The 20,862-nt window shown below is 54.0% G+C and carries 14 protein-coding genes; 5 read left to right on the top strand and 9 right to left on the bottom strand.

Translation table 11 applies throughout. The features are described from left to right. Window positions 1-18: 18 nt before the first annotated feature. Both JNJ77_10855 and JNJ77_10850 read right to left on the bottom strand, forming a co-directional pair. Window positions 19-1,323 carry a thymidine phosphorylase gene (locus JNJ77_10855; protein ID MBL8823077.1) on the bottom strand — a complete coding sequence of 435 codons (1,305 nt, stop codon included), beginning with the start codon at window positions 1,321-1,323 and terminating at the stop codon, window positions 19-21. Next, window positions 1,320-2,501, bottom strand: coding sequence for an HlyC/CorC family transporter (locus JNJ77_10850; protein ID MBL8823076.1), 1,182 nt, complete (start codon window positions 2,499-2,501; stop codon window positions 1,320-1,322). The genes JNJ77_10855 and JNJ77_10850 overlap by 4 nt, the downstream gene beginning before the upstream one ends. 166 nt (window positions 2,502-2,667) lie before the next feature. On the opposite strand from JNJ77_10850, the gene JNJ77_10845 reads away from it, so the two are divergent. Beyond that, window positions 2,668-2,922 (top strand): hypothetical protein, encoded by a 255-nt coding sequence (locus tag JNJ77_10845; protein ID MBL8823075.1) that lies wholly within the window; start codon window positions 2,668-2,670, stop codon window positions 2,920-2,922. Window positions 2,923-3,093: 171 nt separating this feature from the next. Next, window positions 3,094-3,777 (top strand): hypothetical protein, encoded by a 684-nt coding sequence (locus JNJ77_10840; GenBank protein MBL8823074.1) that lies wholly within the window; start codon window positions 3,094-3,096, stop codon window positions 3,775-3,777. Window positions 3,778-4,007: 230 nt separating this feature from the next. Here JNJ77_10840 and JNJ77_10835 read toward each other — a convergent pair whose 3' ends face one another. The 3 genes from JNJ77_10835 to JNJ77_10825 all read right to left on the bottom strand — a co-directional run bounded on the left by JNJ77_10835 (window position 4,008) and on the right by JNJ77_10825 (window position 9,620). Further along, a complete protein-coding gene (locus JNJ77_10835) occupies window positions 4,008-5,234 on the bottom strand; it encodes a BON domain-containing protein (protein MBL8823073.1) in 1,227 nt (408 codons plus the stop codon). A 166-nt stretch (window positions 5,235-5,400) separates the two neighbouring features. Continuing rightward, window positions 5,401-5,952 (bottom strand): hypothetical protein, encoded by a 552-nt coding sequence (locus JNJ77_10830; protein ID MBL8823072.1) that lies wholly within the window; start codon window positions 5,950-5,952, stop codon window positions 5,401-5,403. A gap of 320 nt (window positions 5,953-6,272) precedes the next feature. Continuing rightward, entirely contained in the window at window positions 6,273-9,620 is a 3,348-nt protein-coding gene (locus JNJ77_10825; protein MBL8823071.1) for a PQQ-binding-like beta-propeller repeat protein, read from the bottom strand. A 182-nt stretch (window positions 9,621-9,802) separates the two neighbouring features. On the opposite strand from JNJ77_10825, the gene JNJ77_10820 reads away from it, so the two are divergent. Continuing rightward, complete coding sequence (locus JNJ77_10820) at window positions 9,803-11,320, top strand: hypothetical protein (protein MBL8823070.1); 1,518 nt, start codon at window positions 9,803-9,805, stop codon at window positions 11,318-11,320. A gap of 242 nt (window positions 11,321-11,562) precedes the next feature. Here JNJ77_10820 and JNJ77_10815 read toward each other — a convergent pair whose 3' ends face one another. Next, a complete protein-coding gene (locus tag JNJ77_10815; GenBank protein MBL8823069.1) occupies window positions 11,563-12,516 on the bottom strand; it encodes a methionyl-tRNA formyltransferase in 954 nt (317 codons plus the stop codon). A 218-nt stretch (window positions 12,517-12,734) separates the two neighbouring features. Between JNJ77_10815 and JNJ77_10810 the strand changes: the two genes are divergently transcribed. After that, window positions 12,735-14,336, top strand: coding sequence for a serine/threonine protein kinase (locus JNJ77_10810; protein ID MBL8823068.1), 1,602 nt, complete (start codon window positions 12,735-12,737; stop codon window positions 14,334-14,336). 153 nt (window positions 14,337-14,489) lie between these two features. On the opposite strand, the gene JNJ77_10805 is transcribed toward JNJ77_10810, so the two are convergent. Together JNJ77_10805 and JNJ77_10800 are read right to left on the bottom strand one after the other, a co-directional pair. Next, complete coding sequence (locus JNJ77_10805; protein MBL8823067.1) at window positions 14,490-15,872, bottom strand: DUF11 domain-containing protein; 1,383 nt, start codon at window positions 15,870-15,872, stop codon at window positions 14,490-14,492. A gap of 117 nt (window positions 15,873-15,989) precedes the next feature. Next, window positions 15,990-17,204, bottom strand: a complete 1,215-nt coding sequence (locus JNJ77_10800; GenBank protein ID MBL8823066.1) for a hypothetical protein — start codon at window positions 17,202-17,204, stop codon at window positions 15,990-15,992. A gap of 202 nt (window positions 17,205-17,406) precedes the next feature. On the opposite strand from JNJ77_10800, the gene JNJ77_10795 reads away from it, so the two are divergent. After that, entirely contained in the window at window positions 17,407-18,390 is a 984-nt protein-coding gene (locus JNJ77_10795) for a hypothetical protein (GenBank protein MBL8823065.1), read from the top strand. Between the two features lie 142 nt (window positions 18,391-18,532). On the opposite strand, the gene JNJ77_10790 is transcribed toward JNJ77_10795, so the two are convergent. Then, the gene (locus tag JNJ77_10790; GenBank protein MBL8823064.1) at window positions 18,533-20,836 is read right to left on the bottom strand and encodes a hypothetical protein; all 2,304 of its coding nucleotides are present in this window, start codon (window positions 20,834-20,836) and stop codon (window positions 18,533-18,535) included. Window positions 20,837-20,862 lie beyond the last annotated feature (26 nt).

Here is a 20,862-nt window from a genome sequence, read left to right as displayed (position 1 = left end):
GCAACAGTTACCATATCTTTACCCCACCGTCTCCAAGATCAACTGCTCCAACTTCGGAGGCTTGTCCCCCATCTCAAACGCCTGTTCCGCGAGTGGGATCGCTTCATGCAACCTAGCTTCGTGGTTGTAATGCAACTCCACTAATGCTTCGCCCACTTGTATCGCATCACCTGGCTTGCGTAACATCACCGCTCCTACCGCATGATCGATGGAATCCTCCACTCGCGCTCGGCCTGCGCCCAACAGCATCGCTGATCGCCCCAGGTGTTCCGCATGCACCGATTGCACAAACCCGTTCTGTTTCGCGAGCACCCGATACCTGCCCGATGCCTGTGGGAACAGGCTAATGTCTTCCAGCACCTTCACATCGCCCCCCAGCCTGGCGCACATCTCACAAAACTTTTGAAACCCTTTGCCATTGGCCAAGACTGTTTGAACCATTTCTTCCGCCTTGGGCAGCGATGATGCCAGATCAGATAACACGACTAGCCAGGCTGCAAGCCTGACGGAAAGCTGTTCCAGGTCGCGTGGCCCTTGGCCCTGCAGTGTCTGCACCGCTTCCATCACCTCCAGGCTGTTGCCGATGGCATAACCCAAAGGTTGATTCATATCCGTAAGAAGGGCAACAGTTCGCACGCCATTTCGCTGGCCAATGTTCACCATTGTCTGAGCCAGTTGCCTGGCGTCGTCGCGGGTCTTCATGAAAGCGCCACGGCCTGCTTTCACATCGAGTACTACACCCTGGATGCCTTCCGCCAGCTTCTTGCTCATGATGGAGCCCGCAATCAGCGGGATACTCTCGACGGTAGCCGTCACATCGCGAATGCTGTAAAGCTTCTTGTCTGCCGGCGCCAAGTTGGCAGTTTGCCCCACGATGGCACAGCCTACCTCGCGAACGATGGCTTTGAATTCTTCAGGCGAGATGTTGATGCGATAACCCGGAATCGCTTCGAGCTTATCGAGCGTGCCGCCCGTGTGAGCCAGTCCTCGCCCGGACATCTTGGGAATCTTGCAGCCACACGCAGCCGCCAGCGGCACCAGCACCAGCGAAGTCTTGTCGCCAACGCCACCGGCTGAATGTTTATCCACCATTTTGCCGGGAATATCAGACCAATCGAGTACTACACCCGATTTCACCATGCGAGCAGTCAGTTCCGCCGTTTCCCCATCGTTCAACCCGCGCCAGACGATTGCCATCAGCATGGCAGATATCTGATACATCTCCCACGAATGGCTGGTCACGCCATCAATGAAGAAAGCGATCTCCTCGGCAGAGAGTGTGCCGCCATCCCGCTTATGGCGAATGACATCGACGGCCCTCATGGCAAATCCTTTCGTGGCGGCAATGGAGGAGGCTTGACCAGAGGCAACCCCTGCTGCTTGCTCAGTATCCGAGCCGTATTGCTTCGCCGGGGTGGCAGCTTCAGTTGTGGCCGATCATGTTCATCTTCAATGTCGCCAATGATCTCTTCGAGAATATCTTCCAGTGTGATCAGACCGACCACTTCGTTGTTCGTGTTGCGAACGATAGCCATGTGTCGATGCGTTTTCTTGAACATCCGCATCGCATCGGCAATGCTCTGTTCAGGCTTGAGGAAGCTGGCAGGGTAAATTGCATCATCGAGAATGGCCATGCCCTGCAATGAAACCAGATGGAGCAGATCTTTGGTGTTCACAATGCCAACAATGTTATCCAGCGTACCATCGAAAACAGGAATACGAGTATGTGCCGTCTCCCGTACTTGTTCCAGCACCTTGTCGAGAGGCGTTTGCAACTCCAGACAGACCATCTTCTCGCGAGGCAACATGCACTCGCCAACCTTCTTGGCTGAGAAGCGAAACACGTTGTGCACATACTCAGCCTGCTCCGGCGAAAGCAGCCCGGCTTCTTCCACCTCTTCCACCAGCATGCCCAGTTCTTCCACCGAATGCAGCCGATGTTCGCTGCCCACTGGCGGCAAACCCACCAGCTTGGCCACCCCATTGGACATCACATTCATAGCCACCACCAGTGGTTTGGTGACCTTCGTGAAATATTCCAGAGGCAGGGCAATCCAGAGCGACACGGACGTTGGTCTTTGCAAGGCGATCAGCTTTGGTGCCTGTTCTCCCAGTACCACATGCAGCACGGTGATAATGATGATGGCGAGGATGCTGGCCACGGTATGTGCCGCCGCCTGCTGCCAGCCACCGGTGAGAAACGAGAACAGGGGATGAAACAGTTGCGCCAGCGCCCGTTCCCCGAGCCAGCCGAGCATCAGGCTGGCTACCGTAATGCCCAACTGGCAGGCGGCAATGGCATCATCGAGCGATTCGACCTGGCGAGAAAGTGATTTGGCCCGCCGGGTTCCCGATTTCAACAGCTGCTCCACTTCGGTACGCCGAATGGCAATGAGGGCAAACTCGCCAGCCACAAAAACTCCGTTCACCAGAACCAGCAGTGGTATGACCAGTAATCGCCAACTGTCAGTCCAGGTAAACGATGCAGTCTCTGCAAACATACCATTCTCAAGGTGAAACAATCCGTTTCAGATTATCGTTGATTGATGAGGGAACTGCAAGCAGGGAGTCTGATACGATTCAACAACTGAGATTATTCTGGAATTCCCGTTGCAACCAAACTCTCGCAAGCTATGCTTTAGACACATTGTCTATAATTGGTGGTTCATGCGTGCCATTACTTTCCTTCTGTTTTGCTGCCTGGCTTCGAATCTGTTTGCACAGGATGCCCAGGCTCGCAAAATTCATCAACGATCTCTCGCTGCCATCCCCACGTCAAGCCAGTTGAAATTCTTCCAGCTCGACTGGGCTGAGAGTTTCGAACAAGCCCGGGAGCGGGCCAGGCAGGAACACCGGCCCATTGCATTGTTCTGGATCACCAACATCACCGCAGGCTGCAATTTCTTCACCGGCCACACCTGAGCCAGTGCCGATCATTTCCGAGGCAGTTGCCTCGGCAACACGCAGGTTCAGCAAACGCTGGCACCCTTTATCGTCTCCAGTTGGAGTGGCCGCGAACCTGAAGACGCTCCCGAAGAAATTCAAAAGCTGGTCCGCGCTCACAAGAGAAACCAGCCTTCCAGCAACATCCTCGTGTTCATCCTCTCCGAAGACGGCCAATTGATCCATTCCTTCGATGGCATGACGGATCGGCATCCCGCTCCGATCCATGAAATCAAGCAACGCATGCCCGACTACTTCGCCAGAGAAATGCGGCATGCCAGCAAGCTGTTGAACCTGCCAAACGAGAGTACGAGTCGCCCGGCTACCTCGGCCCTGCCTGTTCCCAAGGGGCCAGGAATCAGAATCTACCTGACACTCGGTTCCAACCGCCTGCAGCATTTCAAAGTGCCTACCGTGGAAGCCATCGCATATGCACCAGAGGAGTTGTCTGCTCTGGTATGGAGTAAGGATTCACGCAAGATCGAAGCACAACAACTGAAACGCTGGCTCGATCAAATGTATCCACCTGCAGTGATGGACGGGCATGGCGGCGTGGAGGCAGTGTCGGGGACTCTTCAATTTCAACAAGCCGGTGCTACATCTACTCATCGCTATGCCACGGTGTCCGGGCAGGTCAGCTTCACGCTCGATAACAAGACGAAGATCAGCTACCAGGGAAAACTGGAACTGGTGCTGCGATATCCATTGGAGAGTACGCAAATCGAATCAGTCTGGGGCAACATGACCACCACCATACCGAGACATAACCCGCAAGGCAAAGTCGCAGAACAGGTTACTATGACAGTTGCCATCGAACCCGTCAGTGGAAAGTAATGATTTATGCATCACGGGGCTGCTTTGTCTTCTCCCTTGGAGGGAGAGGGGTCGGGAGTAAGGGGGAACGGTGACAGGAGTATGTCACAACAGACGGTTCAGATTATAGCTTTTGATAAGCCGTGGCAGGGTTATTCGGTACTCCGAATGACCCTGCTGGATCTGTAGCAACTTTGCTTTCTTGCAGGGTCATGCATGGGTACATGCATAACCCTGCCACAACTGTCGAATTACTTATCCGCCAGACGAGGCATCACGTGAATCTGGTCAGGTACCTGCCTGCTTGTCTCTACAGAAACGGGCACGATCGTCGTTGCTGGCAATCCCACTTCTATTGGTCTGGTGATGGTTTTCTTACCAACCGGCGTTGTTGACTGCATGACATCCAGGTTGATGGAGTAACCCGTCTGCACAATCACCGGTGCACCCAGCAATACAACTGGTTCCGATACAGTACTGGTCCACCCCATCATGCCGGGTGGTATCAGTCCGCTCAGCGATACCTCCGGTGGCTTCTTCACCGTACAGACACCAGCCTGGATGACAGCAACTGCCAAGGGTGCCGTTTCATTGCGAGGTGGCTCTGCTTTCACCACCGGAATGGCAGGCACTGGTGGCTTCTGCAGTTTATCAGGCTGCACTACTGGTGGGACTGGCAAAAGCTGCTTCTCCAGCTTGGCAGGCGCCTTCTTCTCGGTGCTGGATGTCACGGGAGATAGCGTTACTGTTGGAGCCTGGTCAGGTACAGATACTGCAACAGCAGGGAGCAGAACCTGCGTAGCAAACACCTTCAGATCATATTTGACTGCAGTACAGCCTGGTATCGCCTGCAAGGCGCGAATGATCTTGCGACGGTCTTCAAACTCATCCACTCTGCCACTCACCAGGGCAACGCCCTGCGAGTTCAGACTCACCTGCAGTGTTTTGGAGATGCCAGGCATCACCTTTTCCAGTTCCACCTGGATCAGAAACACCTGTTCCGGATCAGTCGCTGCTTCATGCGAGAGCACCATGTGAGGCTGCAGCACCATCTGGTCAGCAACGGGAATGTTCCCTGCGGTTTGCCGGGCCAGCGTCAGTGCTTTTTCCCGCAGACGGTCGGTGGGAATGAAGCCACTGAGGACGATCATTTTCTCTTCCGGCCTGGCGTTGGCCCGCAAACGCAAGCCATAGGTCATGGCATCCTGCAACCAGGCTACTTCAACGCTGGCAGCTTTGACATGGTAATCGTGATCACTGAGTTTGATTTCTTCAACGACTTGAGCAGCCTGCCTGACAACCGGTTCGACTTTTGGTTCTACCGTTTTGACCGCGGCTGGTTTGACATCAGCAGGCTTGGCTGGTTCCGCATCAACAGACTTTTTCGATGGGAACGAGACACGCGACGGGCGTACCGGCGTATCGGCAACGAGGAACGAAGCAGCTAATCCGAAACAGCACAGCGAGAACCCTGACAAGATTATTCTGGAATGCATCATCACTTCCCTCGCTGCAAAGAGAAAAGCCAGTCGGGTGACCTTGCTGTCCCGAGGAGGGTGGCGGCCACACGTCTGGCTTTGCTAGCCCCCGATGCGGTGCCATCCGTGGCGGCATCGGGGTGTTCCTCAGCGTCCCTGCCGAGGTTTAGCGATAGTTACCGCTCGTCCAGTTGAACATCGACTGCTGGTAGCGTGGATCGTTGCCTACACACAGGTGCAGGTGATCCTTATCCATTTGCAGCACTTCCGTGCGATCATTTTCAACCCAGAAGGGGAAAGGCTGATCGGACTTGATGCGTTCCTTCCAGCGAACGGTCACTACATAGTGGCAGTGATGCAGCTGGGCAGGCCCCACCAGTGGAAAGTAAGTGCAGGGATCGATCGAATCGACGACTTTTTGAACATCGAATTCGAAGTCATCACGGAACTCTTCGATCACAAATGGAATGCCACGTTTCACGCGAGGCAGTGCTCGCACGATTTCTTCTTCAGAAGGTGGATCTTCACAGACTGGAATAGGCTGGCCAGGCAGGATCGGCGGCATGACGGTAGCGCGTTCTTTCAAACGCTTGTCATACTTTTCGTTCATGCGTTCAGTAATCCAGGCAGGTTGCGGGATGACGCCTAAACACCCCGTTAAGCCGAAGGCCAAGGCGACGCCCAGTATGGTCCCGCCCAGTGCCCGTGTGCTAATCATGGATCCCCCTCCTCCGCCTGAGTCGAGATGACGCCCCCCCTGGGCATACACAACGACTTACGGTGTACAGCACTGGTTGAATCGTCTGGTACAGATGCTGAACTTTAAGGGTTTTACCGAAGGGTGGGATGGAAGCGATCACACTGAAACTCGGATCATGATTAGTGAGTCCGCAGATTATCTATTTTACCTAGATATTCGACTAATCGATTGTTGGCTCTCATTGATTGCTGTACTACTGGCTGACATCCATGTCACATCGTGGCTATAAAGAAGCTCGTTGTCATGTCATTTCAACGAAGCGAGATGACAACAAACTGCTATTTGGAAATAGGCGGTAAGCGGAACGCCTGAACCTGGCTGCGGGTGCGAAAGAAGATGGTGCCGTTGCTGATGGCGGGGTGGCACAGACATTCTTCATCGAGCGGGTTAAGTGCAAGCAGTTGAAACTCCGGGCCTGCTTTCACCACGCGCACCAGACCTTCTTCATCAGTGCAGTAAATGCGTCCATCAGCAGCAACCAGCGAAGCGGTGTAGCCATTGGCGCCGCCGAGCCGTTTCTGATAGATGACTTTTCCCGTGGATGCTTCATAGCAGCTCAACACGCCATTGTTGCTGCAAACATAGAGATGATCGCCATAGACGAGCGGAGTGGGGAGATAGGGCCCGCCTCGGGTTTTGCTCCACGCGATCCAGTCGTTTATTTCCTTGCCTTTCTCAAGAGTAATATCTCCGCGGGCGCCGGGTTTGACGGCAAAGATTGGCTGGATGGGCCGATAGCCTGTGGTGAGGTAGATCAAGCCTTTGGCATAAAACGGCGTAGGTACAGCGATCTCGGAGAATTTGCCAAGCTTCCAGAGTTCTTCACCTGAGTAGGGATCGTAGCCTCGGGCAAATTTCGTTGCGACGGTGACGAGTTCCGGTTTGCCTTTCTCCGGATACACAACTGTGGGACTGCACCAGGAGGGAATTTCATCCCGTGGCGTTTGCCACATGGTGGAGCCATCCTGCAACGAGTAGGCAGCGATGAAGGAATTCTTGCCGATGTCGCACTGCACGATGACATTGTCGCCAAAGATGATGGGCGAACTGCCGAAGCCCCACTCGTAATCGGGATTGAAGAACCAGCCTGAGCCGAGTTTGCCCAGTTGGTTTTTCCAGAGCAACCGGCCATCCATGGAGTAGCAGTACAATCCTTCGGAGCCGAAGTTGACGACAACGTGCCTGCCATCGGTAGCGGGCGTGGCGTTCGCATGGCTCGACTTCATGTGCCTTTTCGTTTTGGGCACTCCGGTGCAGGAAGTTTGTTCCCAGAGCACATTGCCTGTAGTGGCATCGAGGCAATAAACCTTCCAGACGTGAGGTGAAGATTCAGCGACCGAATCGACGTCGCCATATTGACCGATGCGAAGTGAGGGCTTGGGACTGTCGAGGTTGATAGCAGTGGTCACAAAAAGCTGGTTCCCCCACACCACCGGGCAGGAAAGCCCGAGGCCGGGGATGGGAGTTTTCCAAGCCAGGTGCTTGCCGGTTTTGGAATTCCAGGACGTGGGCGGAAACTGACCATCGACCACGCCGGCATTGCTTTCGCCACGGAAGCCTGGCCAGTTGCGGGGTTCATTTGCCCTGCCTGTTGGTTCGACAACAGTTTCCAGCGGCTTGGGTGTGTCATCGGTTTTGGAAGGCGGAGTTGCTGCGGTTTTCTTCTCTTCTGCTTTAGGTTCTTTGGGCTTGGCCTTGGCGCCTGCATCGGCTAACAGCTTGGCGATTTCGGTTTTCTTCGGATCGAGCGAGGCCAGAGAGCTGTCGAGTGATTCCTGCTTGATGCGGCCTGTAGAGAGGATGGCAGCGACCATTTTCGGCTTGTTGCCGAAGATGGCCTGGGAGAGCAATGAGGTTTCTCCGGTGGCTCCCGATTTGAGCAGCAAGGCAACGGCTTCGTGCTGATCTTTCATGGCTGCCCAGGTGATGGCATCAGCGGAGTAGAAGGTATCCTTGGCTTTCAGATCGATCTGGCGATCAAGCAGCAGCTTCATCAGTTCGAGATGTCCCCGTTCCGCTGCAAAGCAGAGAGCGGTGGCCCCGTATTCTGTTTTGGTGTTTACATCCAGGCCGGCATCGAGCAGTGTTTTGACAGCTTCGACATCGCCAGCGCGAGCAGCAGCAAAGAATTTTTCCTTGTCGTTAGCCGGTGCAGTCAGGTCTGCAACCACTTTGGCAGGTGTTGGCGGCTGCCGGCGGTGGGCGGGTGCGAAGAACTCCACACCAAAGTCACTCGCTGACGTCATCATGAGGCCATCGTGACGGATGCGGCCGCCATCATCTTTCTGGTCCATCCAGACCGAGTAAAGCATGAAACCCTGGTCGGTGTTCTTCCAGCGGACGGGCTTTTGATCGTAGGGATCAATGGGAATGGCAGGGAAGAAAGACGGAACCAGGTCATTCCAGCCGGTGGGAACTTTTCCAGTGGCGAGCCGATAGCGTTCAGCGGCGAGTAGTGCAGCTCCCATTTTCAAAAGGGTTTGACGTTTGATGTCGGCACCGAAGACTTTGGAAACAGCACCTCCCATCAGCGAACTAACCGCGCCGGGGTTCTGTTTGACCTCTGTATCCAAGGCCATGATTTCCTCAAGTGAGTTAGGGGAAGCTCCATCAACAATAGCAAGCACTTTTTCGCAATGGCGAAGGAGGTTCAGACGCTCTTCAGGAAGATAACCCAGTGGAGAGGTTCTGGTCCATTCCCGCCATTTGTCGACGATGTACTGCCAGGAAAACCAGTTGTTGTTTCTATTCCAGGGGGGCGTAAACATGCGAACGAGTTCTTGATGGCTGTATCGTCCTTCGGCAACTTCACGCAGATAACGATCAATAATGGCCCGCTCACCGACGATGGCCCTTCGGAATAACGGCTCCTGTGATTCTTCCAGCAGCCGTTGCTGCAGTTGTTCCAGGGCTTTGGTCGGAAGTGGTTGATCCGTCATGGCAAGTGTGCGTTCCAGTGCGCTGACTGCATAGGAATGCATAGCCATGGCCACAAGATTATTCACCAGCCCCGGTTCATGTTCCAAAGCTCGTGCCAGATGCAGTATGGCTCGGCAAGCATCAACAGCCTCGGCATGTTTCTTCTCCTGGGACCAGAGCATCGACTGTCGCTGGAGGATATAGGCAGCGGTGCGGATATCCTGCTGTCTGCCGTAATTCTGAAACAGAACCTTGAAATTGGGCTGGCGATGATCGGGGAAAGGAAATGTTCCAGTTTTCGCCTGTAACAGAGTTTGCATCTCTGCAGGCAGTTCCTTGCAACCAATCAGCATGGATTGCAGCATGCTGATCTGGTCGGCATTGAGTTGCCTGGCTGGTTGTTCTTCGAAATGGAAGAAGATTTCAGAAAAATCAATGGGTTCCGGAGCGACTTTGGATTTCATGTTAAGGGCAAGGAAGGCCAGGTTTTCATTGTCGTTCAATACAGGCTGTCGCTCGTTCCATTTTTCAAATTTCCAGTTCGGGTCTTTTTGATCGAGTTCGGACAGTAGTTGCGCCAGTTCGCGATCCACGCGCCATTCGTGTACAAATCGGAAAGCCAGCATGAGCAAGCCAACGACGATTACCACCCCAGTCAGGATGACCCACCCGCGACGATACCACTTTGAGCGCTTGTTCTGCTGCATATTGCACCGGAATCTTCGAGCGAAGTAAGTCCGTAAAAGTAACTGTGCGGTGAATTGGCACGGTTAGCGTGAGTACACGCAAACCGTGGCACCCGTCCCGCACCGGAAACTTCCATCTAGCCTCTTGCAAGTTACCATGTCTTCCTTGATAAAGGAACAGTTGAAATGAGACGAGGCATTCGATGAGACTTTTTCTCGGATTGGATATCGGTACGCAAAGCGTGAGAGCAGTGCTGTTCGACAGCCAGGGCAAACGTCATGGCAGTGGGACGGCGCCGCTTGAAACAACGTATCCCAAGCCAGGCTGGGCGGAACAGCAGCCTCTCGACTGGTGGAAAGGCATCTGCACTGCCATCCCGCAGGCCATCAGTGATGCGAAATGTCAGGCAGAAGATATCGTAGCGATTGGTCTGGACAGCACAGCCTGCACAGTGCTGGCGGTGGATGCAGCGGGTTTGCCGGTCCGCCCTGCACTCTTGTGGATGGATCAGCGTAGCCACGCCCAGGCACAAGCCATTACGCAGACGCAGGACGATTCACTGCGATGGGTTTCGAACATCGTTTCACCTGAATGGATGTTGCCTAAGGCACTCTGGCTGAAGCAGAACGAACGAGCCAGTTACGATGCAGCCAGGCATGTGGTGGAATGCACTGATTGGCTGATGTACCAACTGACAGGGAACTGGACGTTATCGCTGAACCATGTCGCAGTGAAATGGAACTATGTAGCGCCTGAAGGTGGCTGGAGCAAAGCGTTGTTGCAGGCGGTTGATCTCGAAGATTTGTACGACAAGTGGCCAAGCGAAGTGGTTCCCTATGGTGCGGGCACAGGCAAACTTTCTGCTGCAGCAGCGGAGGCTATTGGACTCAAGGCAGGCACACCGATTGCTCAGGGTGGCATTGATGCCTATGCCGGCATGATTGGTCTGGGAGCTGTGGCACCTGGCAAGCTGGCGATGATCATGGGTTCGAGCACGTGTCATCTGGTGAATGCTGATCAGCCTTTGCTGGGAACCGGGATGCTGGGCTGCTATGCTGACGCCATCCGTCCGGGGTTATATACGCTCGAAGGAGGTCAAACCGCAACGGGTTCGATTGTGAACTGGTACCGTGAGCACTTTGCAGGGAAGGAAGAAAAGGAAGCTGCTCAACTGGGTATCCCTGTGTATGCACTGCTTGATCAGAAGGCGGAAAAAGTTGCACCCGGTTGCGATGGTCTGGTATGTTTGGAACACTGGCAAGGCGCTCGCACGCCGTTGAAAGATCCATTGAGCCGGGGCACCTGGTGGGGATTAACGCTTTCACATAGTGCAGGCCACATGCTCCGCAGCATTTACGAAGGAACCGCCTATGGTACCCGGCATATTCTGGAAGACCTGGCCCATCATGGTTTGCCTATCACGCAACTGATTGCCGGTGGTGGTGGAGCCAAGAGCAAACTCTGGCTGCAGATCCATGCCGATGTATGCCAGGTTCCAGTAGCAGTGCCTTCTGAAACGGAAGCGTGTGCGTTGGGTTCAGCGATGGTAGCTGCTGTGCATACTGGAGAGTTTGCAAGCCTTGAACAGGCAGCGGGGGAGATGGTCAGGTTTGAAAGCAACATCGAGCCACAACTATCCAGCCGGCTGAGTTATGAAGAGGGGTATGAGAAGTATCGACGGCTCTACCAGGTGCTGAAGGGTGTGGTTGTTCCCAAATAATTATAAGTCGTAGTTTAAACGAATTCGACGAATCACGTTTTTGGCTCCATCGGAGCGACCGGTAATAGCCAGGCCCGGTAGGGCCTGGAACTAGAATGACATAATCAGTAAAGCTCCGGAGGAGCGCTCGAAACTTCGAGCGCTCCTCCGGAGCTTTGTCCTTTTTCAACTTCTCACCTGGCCCTTCCGGGCCAGGCTAATATCGGTGGCTCCTTCGGAGCTAAAAACGATTTACGGTCAAGTTATTTGTTTGCTTCGCTTCCTAATCGATCTCCCACCTGCACTCGGTAACCCCGTATGAACTCAGAGACGGGTTGTTCTTTTTTTCCGCTGGGTTGGATGGTGAGCAGATTCAGCACGGTGCCTTGTCCACAGGCAATGCTTAACTGGTTGGGCCCGACTTGGATTACTTCGCCTGGGGCTTTTTCGGTTTGTTGAGATGCGTCTGGCGTGGCGCGGAGGACGATCAGCCTGAGTGGCTGTCCTGAACTGCGATGCCAATAGGTGTAGGGATTAGGCCAGGGTTGGAAGGCGCGTATCTGGCAATCAACCTGGCTGGCAGTACGGTTGAAGTCAATCAGTGCCATCTCTTTGCTGAGCTTGGGCGCTTTGGTGACCAGTTTCATATCCTGAGGGATGCCTTGCTCGGTACCCTGCTCTATCTGCTCCAGTACACTCAGAGCGAGTGATGCACCCAGCTTGGCGAGCCGTGCTTCGAGCGTGCCTGCGGTATCATCAGCATGAATGGTTTCCGTCGCCTGTGCCAGCATTTCACCAGCATCCATGCGTGGCGTCATGCGGATGATGGTGACTCCCGTTTGTGTATCACCATGATAGATAGCCCAGGCAATGGGCGCTGCCCCACGGTACTTCGGTAGCAGTGACGAGTGTACATTGATGCCGCCTCGTGCAGGGATGCTCAACACATCTTTGGACAGAAGCTGGCCGTAGGCTGCCACTACATAAATATCGGCTGCGAAATGTGTCCGCAGATAAGTGACAGCTTCAGGAGTATTGATGTTGAGAGGCTGATAGACAGGCAAGCCAGCATCTACTGCAAGCTTTTTGATGCCTCGTTCCATCTCGCGATCTTTGCCACTGGGGCGGTCAGGGTTGGTGACCAGACCGAGAAGAGTGTGTCTGCTTTTCAGTAATGCTGAGAAAGTTGGTTCAGCAAAGACACCTGTGCCCATCATGAGTATTTTCATGTGAGCATTGTAGGGTTGGTAAAGGCAAATAAGAGGCAGAAATTTTTGACATTTTACAATGAAAAAATGGCCGACAGATGAACTCCGGGTATAATCACTTTATCATTCCTTCCGATTTTATGTGCCTGATGTCGGTTTAGATATTCCGTTTTCGCTTTGATATAGTCAGATCATAGTATGAGCATCCTGCAACAGGAGGGACTCCCATGGCCGCTGTCCCGTCGTCTCGTCAGAACCTTACCGAAAGTACGGTAACGGTCAACGTTAAAGAAGTTCCCGCTCAAACTGTTCAAGAGACAACTTCTGAACTGGTTGGCCATAAAGAAACGCATCCTGATCTTGATGTTATTCAACAAGATACAGGCAGTCTGGGTGTGCCTGTTGCGGAAACCTTGCAGGAATGGTACGCTCGTCTGGATAACGAGTGTACTGGACTGCAACTGGGGGGCTATGAAATTCTTTCACGCCTGGGTAAAGGCACCATGGGTTCGGTGTTTCATGCCAGGCACACCAGTGAGCAGCGTGAGGTAGCACTGAAAGTGTTATCCCTTCGGTATGCCCAGGATGCATCCATTATTTCGCGGTTCAAGCGTGAAGCGAGTGTGCTTTCCAAACTGCATCACACCAACATCGTGCGATGCTACGGCATGGGAAAGATTCAAGGCTTGCGCTTCCTGGTGATGGAGTATGTAAATGGTGGTACGCTGAAGCAGTTGCTGAAAACCAGGGAACGGTTATCGGTTGAAGATGCCTTGTGCATCATCCTCGATGTAGCTCATGCACTGAAATATGCACATGAACACCAGATCATCCATCGTGATATCAAGCCTGACAATGTTCTGATCGGTCACGATGGTGTGGTCAAGCTGGCTGATCTTGGCTTGGCCAAGCCGGTGGATGACAACCTGTCGTTGACGATGTCGGGTATTGGCATCGGTACGCCGATGTATATGCCTCCTGAACAGATGCGTTCGGCGAAATCAGTGGATGCCCGCAGTGATATCTATGCTCTGGGAGTCATGCTGTATGTAATGCTGTGCAAGCACAAGCCCTTTGCATCGAAAGATTTCGCAGGCCTGCTGCAGGAAAAGCAGTCAGGGTACATGGCTTCGATGAGGCAATACAATCGGAACGTGCCTGAAAAGCTGGAACTGATCATTGCGAAAATGATGGATCGTTCGCCGGTCAATCGTTATCAGTCGTGTGAGGAAGTGCTTGCAGCGCTGGAACAACTCGATCTGGCTGGGCCATTTCTCTCGGAAAAAGTAACGGGAATCACCCAGATTGTTGCTACTCCTCGCAAATCGAAACCAGAGATCAACGTCTCCATGAGCTCGACCAGTTATCCGGAACAGGTGATTCTACCTGTCAGCGAACCGAAGTGGTATGTGCAGATCAAGAAAGATGGCAAAGGGCCGACCAAACTGGTAGAGTTGACAACCGAACAACTGCGTGTACAGATTGAGTCTCGCAAGATTGACCCGACGGCAATGGCCAGTCATCAACCCAACGAACGTTTCCGACCCATTGCGGAATATCCACAATGGGAATCGGTGCTTCGCAGCGTACTGGTGCAGGTACGTGCTGAACGACGGTCCGCGAAGCTGCAGAAGCAGTTTGAAAAGATCTCGGAGGAAGTGGATGCCTATGAACGCCGCAGGTGGTGGACTGATCTATTCCTGACTTTTGGCGGTTGGGTCAAGCTGATCGTGTTGCTGATGGCGGTGGCGGCACTGGGATATGTGCTGATCCGATTCCTGCCGCCACTGATTGAAATGCTGGGAAGGAAGATCGGCATCTTCAGTTGAACATGAAGGGCTTCGCCATGAGAAGAACCCCTCACCCCCAGCCCCTCTCCCCGGGAGGGAGAGGGGAGTATGTTGGCGATTCTTCACCCCTCACCCCTGAACCCTCTCCCCTATGGCGGAGAGAGTGGGGCACATGTGAGTGATTAGTTTGAATTACTTAATGCGTGCCTGGAAGGTTACTTCGCCACCCTGCTTGGCGGGGAGTGGATCTTTGAGTTCCCATCGCAACACCAGTGAGCCTGCTTCATTCACTGTGGTGACAAAGATGGCTTCACGGCTCGACTTGGCAGTGCCTGGCACATATTCCAGTCGGGTGGTCAGGCTGTCGGAAACCGCAACATCATGAATGGGCTGACAGCTTTTGTTATCGTACTTGATGGTAAAGGTCACGATATCGCCAATCTGGGCTTTCTCTGTTGAACAGCTTTTGCACAGTACCAATGGTTCATCCACGCATTCTGGAGAGGGAGGTTCAACACCCACCTTTTCCAGTGCCTGTTCCAGGCGGCCGATGATTTTGACACCTTCAACTTGTTTGTAGGTAACCAGCTTGTCAGTGGTGATGTCAGCCATCGCTTTCAGTGCCAGTCTCAGGATGAGGCCTTCTTCGAGTTGCTTGGCAGGAACAGCCTTGTCTTTGGAGACTGCACGTTCAACCTGTTCCTTCAAAATGACTGGCTGGGCTGCTTCGTTAAGAGCAAAGCCTTCCAGTTGAATGACCTGTCGGATGTTGACAAAGCGGGGCACGCACAGGCAGACCGGGTTCGAAGGCAGGATGTGCTTCTTCCCGGTACGGTCGGTATAGGTCATGACAGTATCGGAAGGATCAAGGCCTTTCAGCTTGCCTTCGGCAAAATGTGCAGGTCGATGGAAATCGCCACCATCACGCAGGCATTCTTCACCGGTTTTGAAGGGCTTGATGGGAACGACTGGGCCGCAGATCGGGCCACCCATGCTCTGTGATCTTCCTGCCAGGTCAGCTTCGGTAGGTTCCTTGTTGCCCCAGCGGAGAATTGCAACGGGTCTGCCAACTTCACGAGCGAAGGACATGATATCCAGGCCGCCTAGCGGTTCCGCATCAGCACCGTTGACGTTGCCACCTATGCCAATGAAGGGACTTTCGGGGTCTTCGAGCGTGATAATCTTGGTGACCATAGCGCCTTTCATCACAGCCAGTCCATCCTGTTCGGTGAGAGTCACAGGAGCTGGATGATCGGAGGCTTTCAAAGTTTTCGGCAGATAGAGAACGTCGAGCACTTCCAGCGTGGGATAGAAAACCAGCCCAGGGCAATGAGGCAACCCTTCGACTTTGAAAAGGTAGCGGGCACCGGGCTGCAAAGTCAGTTCACAAGGCAGTGATTGAGTTTTCCACGTATTGGGTGCAGTGAGGTACGAGAGCTTGGTGCCTGAATCACCTTGCAGGCGAAGGTGCAACTTCCCCGGTGGCGGAATGATTCCCGGCATCGGTCCCTGTGCTTGTCCCAGTGTGCAGATGCTCATCCAGCACATTGTCAACAACAGGATGATAGATCGCATGGCAGTCACTCGCTTTGGCGTAGAAAGCATCCTCAGAAACACACTGAGGTTGAGGTCTGAAAGCGTCGTCGAGGAGACAATCGCCAGCAGCCCTCAACCTCATTAACCGCTTTCAGATTATTTACCCCAGACTGCTTTATCGAACATGCCTGGACGTTCGCGGAAAGCAGGTTGAGGGGCATCGTCAAAGTCGAAACCCAAACCGCGAGGAGCGGAGATGGTGGTCAGCGGAAAGCCAGCCTTGGGAGCTTTGCCAGCTGCTGGAGGCATAGGAGGCATGCCACCCTGCTGTTGCATCATCATCATGAAGGCAGCAGGATGAACTGGACCTTGGCCGGGAGCGCCAGGTGCGCCACCTGGAGCAGGCATTGGAGCTGGGCCACCTTGTGGAACACCGAAGGTGCCGGGTGCACTCAGTGGAGGTGAGTTAGGCACATCCAGGCTGATGTTACCCACGCGGATGATCAGAAGGATGTGGCCACGTCGCATGGCTTCTGCGATCGGATCAACACCAGGTTCCAGGCGAGTGGAAGAAAGTTCTTCAGCACCACCAGCCAGGCTCATGTACTGAGCGTCAGGCAGGTAGATAACCTTGGTGATGTAGTTGCCTTCGCGAATCTGACCGAGGTCTTCATCAGAGAATTCGACAGGCACAACATTGTGAGACAGGAAAGCGTCAGACTTGGCGTTGCTGGGCACCACTTCGATGGTGGGGTACAGTTCAACACCAGGACGGCCCTGGATATCGGAAATCTTGAGGCGATAGATCGCAGCCTGAGCGAAGTTGAATCGTCCTGGCATGGTGATCTGGCTTGGTGAAAGCACGGGCTTGCCATCGGGGCCGTTGACATACCAGCCTACCTTGGCATTGACCGGACCAGAGAACTTTACTTGAGTTCGTTGTGAAGAGAGACCAGCATCGGGACCGTTAGGCAGATGTCCAAAGCTGTTGACTCGGCCGCCTGTGGTATAGCAGCCTGGGTCCATATTCACGCCACCACCCATGCCACCCATGGGGGGTGCGCCAGGCAGTGAGCATGCGCCGTTGGAGCAGCCAGAAACCTGAAGGATTCCGGCATCGCCACCAGCATAGCCCATTTGAACGATCGGTGAACCGCCGCCCATGGGACTGCTCATGGCTTGCATGCCACCCATAGCGCCTTGTGGTATCATGGGAGTGTTCCAGGGGCCAACAGGCCCGTATTCGCTGGAAGCTAAACGCATGGCGCCATTCTGCATGCCAGGCTGATTATAACCCATCCCACCATCGGTGTTCATGCAACCGCTGGTAGCGGCAATAGCGAGAAGGAAACCGGTGACTCGTCGTTTCATTCGTCTCCCCCTGCCAAGGCTGCTTTCCCTGGCGGACTGTCCTAAACTAATAGCTGTATCCAAGGCTACGGGCGTAAGGACCGCACCCGAATGTAGCCCAACACGCGTCCCCCCCGGGCAGCGCGCTTGTTCATGTGTCTCTTGTCTTGTATACTCGGCAGTTCCAGCATCCTTATTGCAATGATTCCAACGGAAAAACCTGATGCGACCGTTATACTTTGCCCTGTTCATCATTTCAGTTTGTTTAACCAGGCAATCCGGGGGATATGCGCAAACTCCTGGCAATGCCCCAGCTCATCATCCTGCAGCCCAGGCTTTACTGGATAACAACATCAAGCTCTTTACCAGGCCGGAAGGTATTGAGGTGGATTACCAGCAGATTGTTCTGGGCCGTTCCCAGAATGCAGTTATTAATGGGCGTTCCATCACTGCAGATAAACGCAAGGTGCATATCGACCTGGAGTATAAACAGGTAGGCCGCACTGCCCGGCTGAAACTGCTGTGCGATGGCAACACCTTCTATCGCCTGGAAACTCTACCAGAGCAGAGCACCATGGTCAGTTACACGTTGCAGGAACTTCAAACTGCATTGGATCAACTGGCGACCAATGAAACAGAACGAGTAGCACGCGATGATGTGGAGAAGGAACAAACAGGCATTCACGGCTTTGCAGGCGTGTCTGCAGCACTCGGCGATCTGAAAAAGCGGATGATCTTCAGCGAACCCAAAGCCACCACGCTGGAAGTTCCCGGGAAAGAAAAGTTGAACGTCAAAATGATTGAAGGCCAATGGACGAACGAGGTACTGGACATCATTGCACCGACCAAGAAAGGCACCAGCCCGAACCAGCAGGATCAGCGCTATCTGTGGAAGGAGAAACTGCACTTCTTCCAGGTGCCCCGGCTGGCGAGACTTTATTTCAATGCCAGCAACGATCAACTAGTGCGGATTGAAATGGTGGGCATCACCGAGAAGCAGGGGCCTGACAAGGTTCTTGTTTCGATTGATCTCAACAAAGTTGAATTGCTTAAAACGCTCGATGCAAAACTCTTTGAGCCGAACGAAACCGAAAAGAAGTATACACGAATACCTCACGACCTGGCTGCAGATATTAAAAACCGCCATCAGCAGACGATGAACATCATGAAGATTCAGCAGCAGATGCAGAATCAGCGCGATCGATGATCGTGCCACACTTCGACGTGTACTCACGTCGAGGTGTGCTGGTATCGCTCGTGGTGTCACTTTGAATAATTGAGATGCCACACGGTTTCCCGAAACCACACCCCGACTGAGGACAGTCGGAGTGTGGCACAGTTTCCGAGTGCTAACTTACCACCAGGCTTGCGATACCTGATAGCTTGCTATACGCACTAAAACCACCCACGGTGGTGGAACTGAGCTTGGCAATGCTGCCTGCCACTCCAGTTGACTGATCCCAAGCGAGGAATTTCAGTGTCACCTGGCCGGTAAAGCCTGCATTGGGAACGTAGCGGATTTTATCGCTGGCTCGCAGTAAACGGGCATTGGTGCCCGTGGTAGCTGGGAAGTTGACCCAGGTGGTGCCGTTATCGAGAGAATATTGCCATTTGCCGGTTGCGGTGCCGGTTAGACCGACCACAGCAATGCCTTTCTTGGCATTCATATCTGTATCGCTTACTGCGTTTCCAAGAAGGGTGCTGATCAGCGTTCCTGGGTTGCTGGTACCTTGTGTGTAGGGGTTCAGAACGAAAGGCGAGGATGTATTCAGAACCGGTGCACTGTTGCCCACCTGAACATGGGCAAAGACCTGGTCAGCACTGAATGCAGTGTTGCCTCCACCAGTGCTGGCGTTCACCAGTGAGCCTGCGGTGCCAAAGGTCTGATCCCATGCCCGGAAGACCATGCTCGATTGCCCGACCAGATTGTACTTAGGTTTGAATCGCAACAAGTCTGTTGCACGCAACAGGAGAGCACCAGTATTGCTGGCGGTGCTGAGAGTGTACCAGTTGGTTCCATTGTTCACCGAATATTGCCAGGCACCCTTGGTACTGTCGATGGCAGTGATGGCAACGCCCTCCACGGCACCGGCATCGCTGTCGGAAACGTTGGTGCCCAGCAGCGTGCTGATGCGGATAGGTGTCGGGGTCGTGCTATTGCGGGCAACGTAAGGCAAAACAAAGCTGCCTGCCGTGTTGAGAACCGGTGCGGTGTTATTGGTGGAAGCAACCACATTAATACTGGCAGAATCGGTGGCGGTGCTGAACGCCGTACTGCCACCCACTTGTGCACTGGTGGAGACATTAGCGGTGCCGCCAGGGGTGCCGGTAGTCTGATCCCAGGCCCGGTAGGTGAAGCTGTCGGTGCCGGTGAAGGTGGAATTCGGAACGAAGCGAACGCGATCACTCATTCGCAATAGTCTGGCTACTGAGGAACTGGCGGTGCTCAGGCTGTTCCAGGTGGAGCCATTATCCAATGAATACTGCCATTGCCCGGAAGTGGAATTGCCAGCAGTGACGGCGATGCCGAGTGAATTAGAGGTGTTCACATCCGTGATGGAGTTGCCGACGATGCTGGATACCGTATTGCCAGCGGGGTTGGTAGTGCCCTTGAGAATGCTCGTCAGCGTTGCGTTGTAGCTGGCGTTCAGTACCGGCGCGGTGTTGGTGGTGGGTGGCGGATTACTGGTATCTCCTGCTTTGCCATCCACTTTCACGTTGGCTGAACCCACGGTGACTGTTTTGACAATGGGGCTACTCAAGCTGCCACCGCTGAAGGTGACAGTGTAACTGCCTGAGGGAACCTGCAACTGGTAACCGCCTGCAGACATCGTGGTGGTATTGAAGTTGCCTGCCGCGCCACTGATATTGACGTTGATGCCGCCTAGCCCTTCGCCAGCGTTGTAGAAGTTGTTGCTGTTGGAATCGGAGAAGACGACGCCGAGCAGATAGGGATTGCCAAAGCTGAAGCGGTTGCCAAAGTCTTGGGTGATGACTTGAGGCCCCACCTGGGTGGAACTATTGTTCTCTGCAATCACCGAGATGCCTATTTCCCGGTAGCTGCTGTTCATCATGTTGATGCGATGCCCGGCGGGGCTTTGAATGCCACCGGGGCCACTACCCCAATCGATGGCGAAGCCAGCATGGCCATAGAGCACGCTGTTGGAGTAGGCATAGATATTTTCGCCAACGCCACTCCAGTTGGTGTAGCCACCTGCAGTAGCGCGTGCACCCAGGCTGGCTTCGCCAGGCAACTGATGCGACTGAGTATCAGCAGCGATCATGGCGAGGTTGTGGTTGCGTGCCGAGTTCATCAACCCTTCGTGCCAGGCCAGCGGAGCTGCAGGCGACAAGCTGGCCCATTGGCTGACCAGCGTGGATCCGCTCACGCCGAAGTAGGAAAGTGCTGCCTGCACCTGGGAATCACGAGCTTGCAGCGGGTTGGTGCTGACGAGAAGCCTGTTGAGTTCACCAGCCGGGTCCATGCGCATCCGGTTGGTGTACTCGAGCATTTCCTGCTCGAGGGGCGAGGGATTCAGTGCAGGCACATCGCGTGCTTCGAGATTTTCAATCGATGGGATAACGCGCAAACGTCTGGTGGCGGAAGTAGTGGCTTTGGCTGTGACCCATGAAAAGATATTGGCAACCCTCATGACGCAAGCTCCTGGGCATTTTCACT

The sequence above is a fragment of the Planctomycetia bacterium genome, assembly GCA_016795155.1.
Taxonomy (GTDB): Bacteria; Planctomycetota; Planctomycetia; order Gemmatales; family HRBIN36; genus JAEUIE01.
Note: the sequence above shows the minus strand (reverse complement) of the source record. Positions and strands in the feature narration are given on the sequence as shown.

What these genes read in the sequence shown, in the direction of transcription:
- JNJ77_10855 (MBL8823077.1), bottom strand. Translation starts at nt 1,323, where the DNA reads ATGAGGGCCGTCGATGTCATTCGCCATAAGCGGGATGGCGGCACACTC.
- JNJ77_10850 (MBL8823076.1), bottom strand. Translation starts at nt 2,501, where the DNA reads ATGTTTGCAGAGACTGCATCGTTTACCTGGACTGACAGTTGGCGATTA.
- JNJ77_10845 (MBL8823075.1), top strand. Translation starts at nt 2,668, where the DNA reads ATGCGTGCCATTACTTTCCTTCTGTTTTGCTGCCTGGCTTCGAATCTG.
- JNJ77_10830 (MBL8823072.1), bottom strand. Translation starts at nt 5,952, where the DNA reads ATGATTAGCACACGGGCACTGGGCGGGACCATACTGGGCGTCGCCTTG.
- JNJ77_10825 (MBL8823071.1), bottom strand. Translation starts at nt 9,620, where the DNA reads ATGCAGCAGAACAAGCGCTCAAAGTGGTATCGTCGCGGGTGGGTCATC.
- JNJ77_10820 (MBL8823070.1), top strand. Translation starts at nt 9,803, where the DNA reads ATGAGACTTTTTCTCGGATTGGATATCGGTACGCAAAGCGTGAGAGCA.
- JNJ77_10815 (MBL8823069.1), bottom strand. Translation starts at nt 12,516, where the DNA reads ATGATGGGCACAGGTGTCTTTGCTGAACCAACTTTCTCAGCATTACTG.
- JNJ77_10810 (MBL8823068.1), top strand. Translation starts at nt 12,735, where the DNA reads ATGGCCGCTGTCCCGTCGTCTCGTCAGAACCTTACCGAAAGTACGGTA.
- JNJ77_10805 (MBL8823067.1), bottom strand. Translation starts at nt 15,872, where the DNA reads ATGCGATCTATCATCCTGTTGTTGACAATGTGCTGGATGAGCATCTGC.
- JNJ77_10800 (MBL8823066.1), bottom strand. Translation starts at nt 17,204, where the DNA reads ATGAAACGACGAGTCACCGGTTTCCTTCTCGCTATTGCCGCTACCAGC.
- JNJ77_10795 (MBL8823065.1), top strand. Translation starts at nt 17,407, where the DNA reads ATGCGACCGTTATACTTTGCCCTGTTCATCATTTCAGTTTGTTTAACC.
- JNJ77_10790 (MBL8823064.1), bottom strand. Translation starts at nt 20,836, where the DNA reads ATGAGGGTTGCCAATATCTTTTCATGGGTCACAGCCAAAGCCACTACT.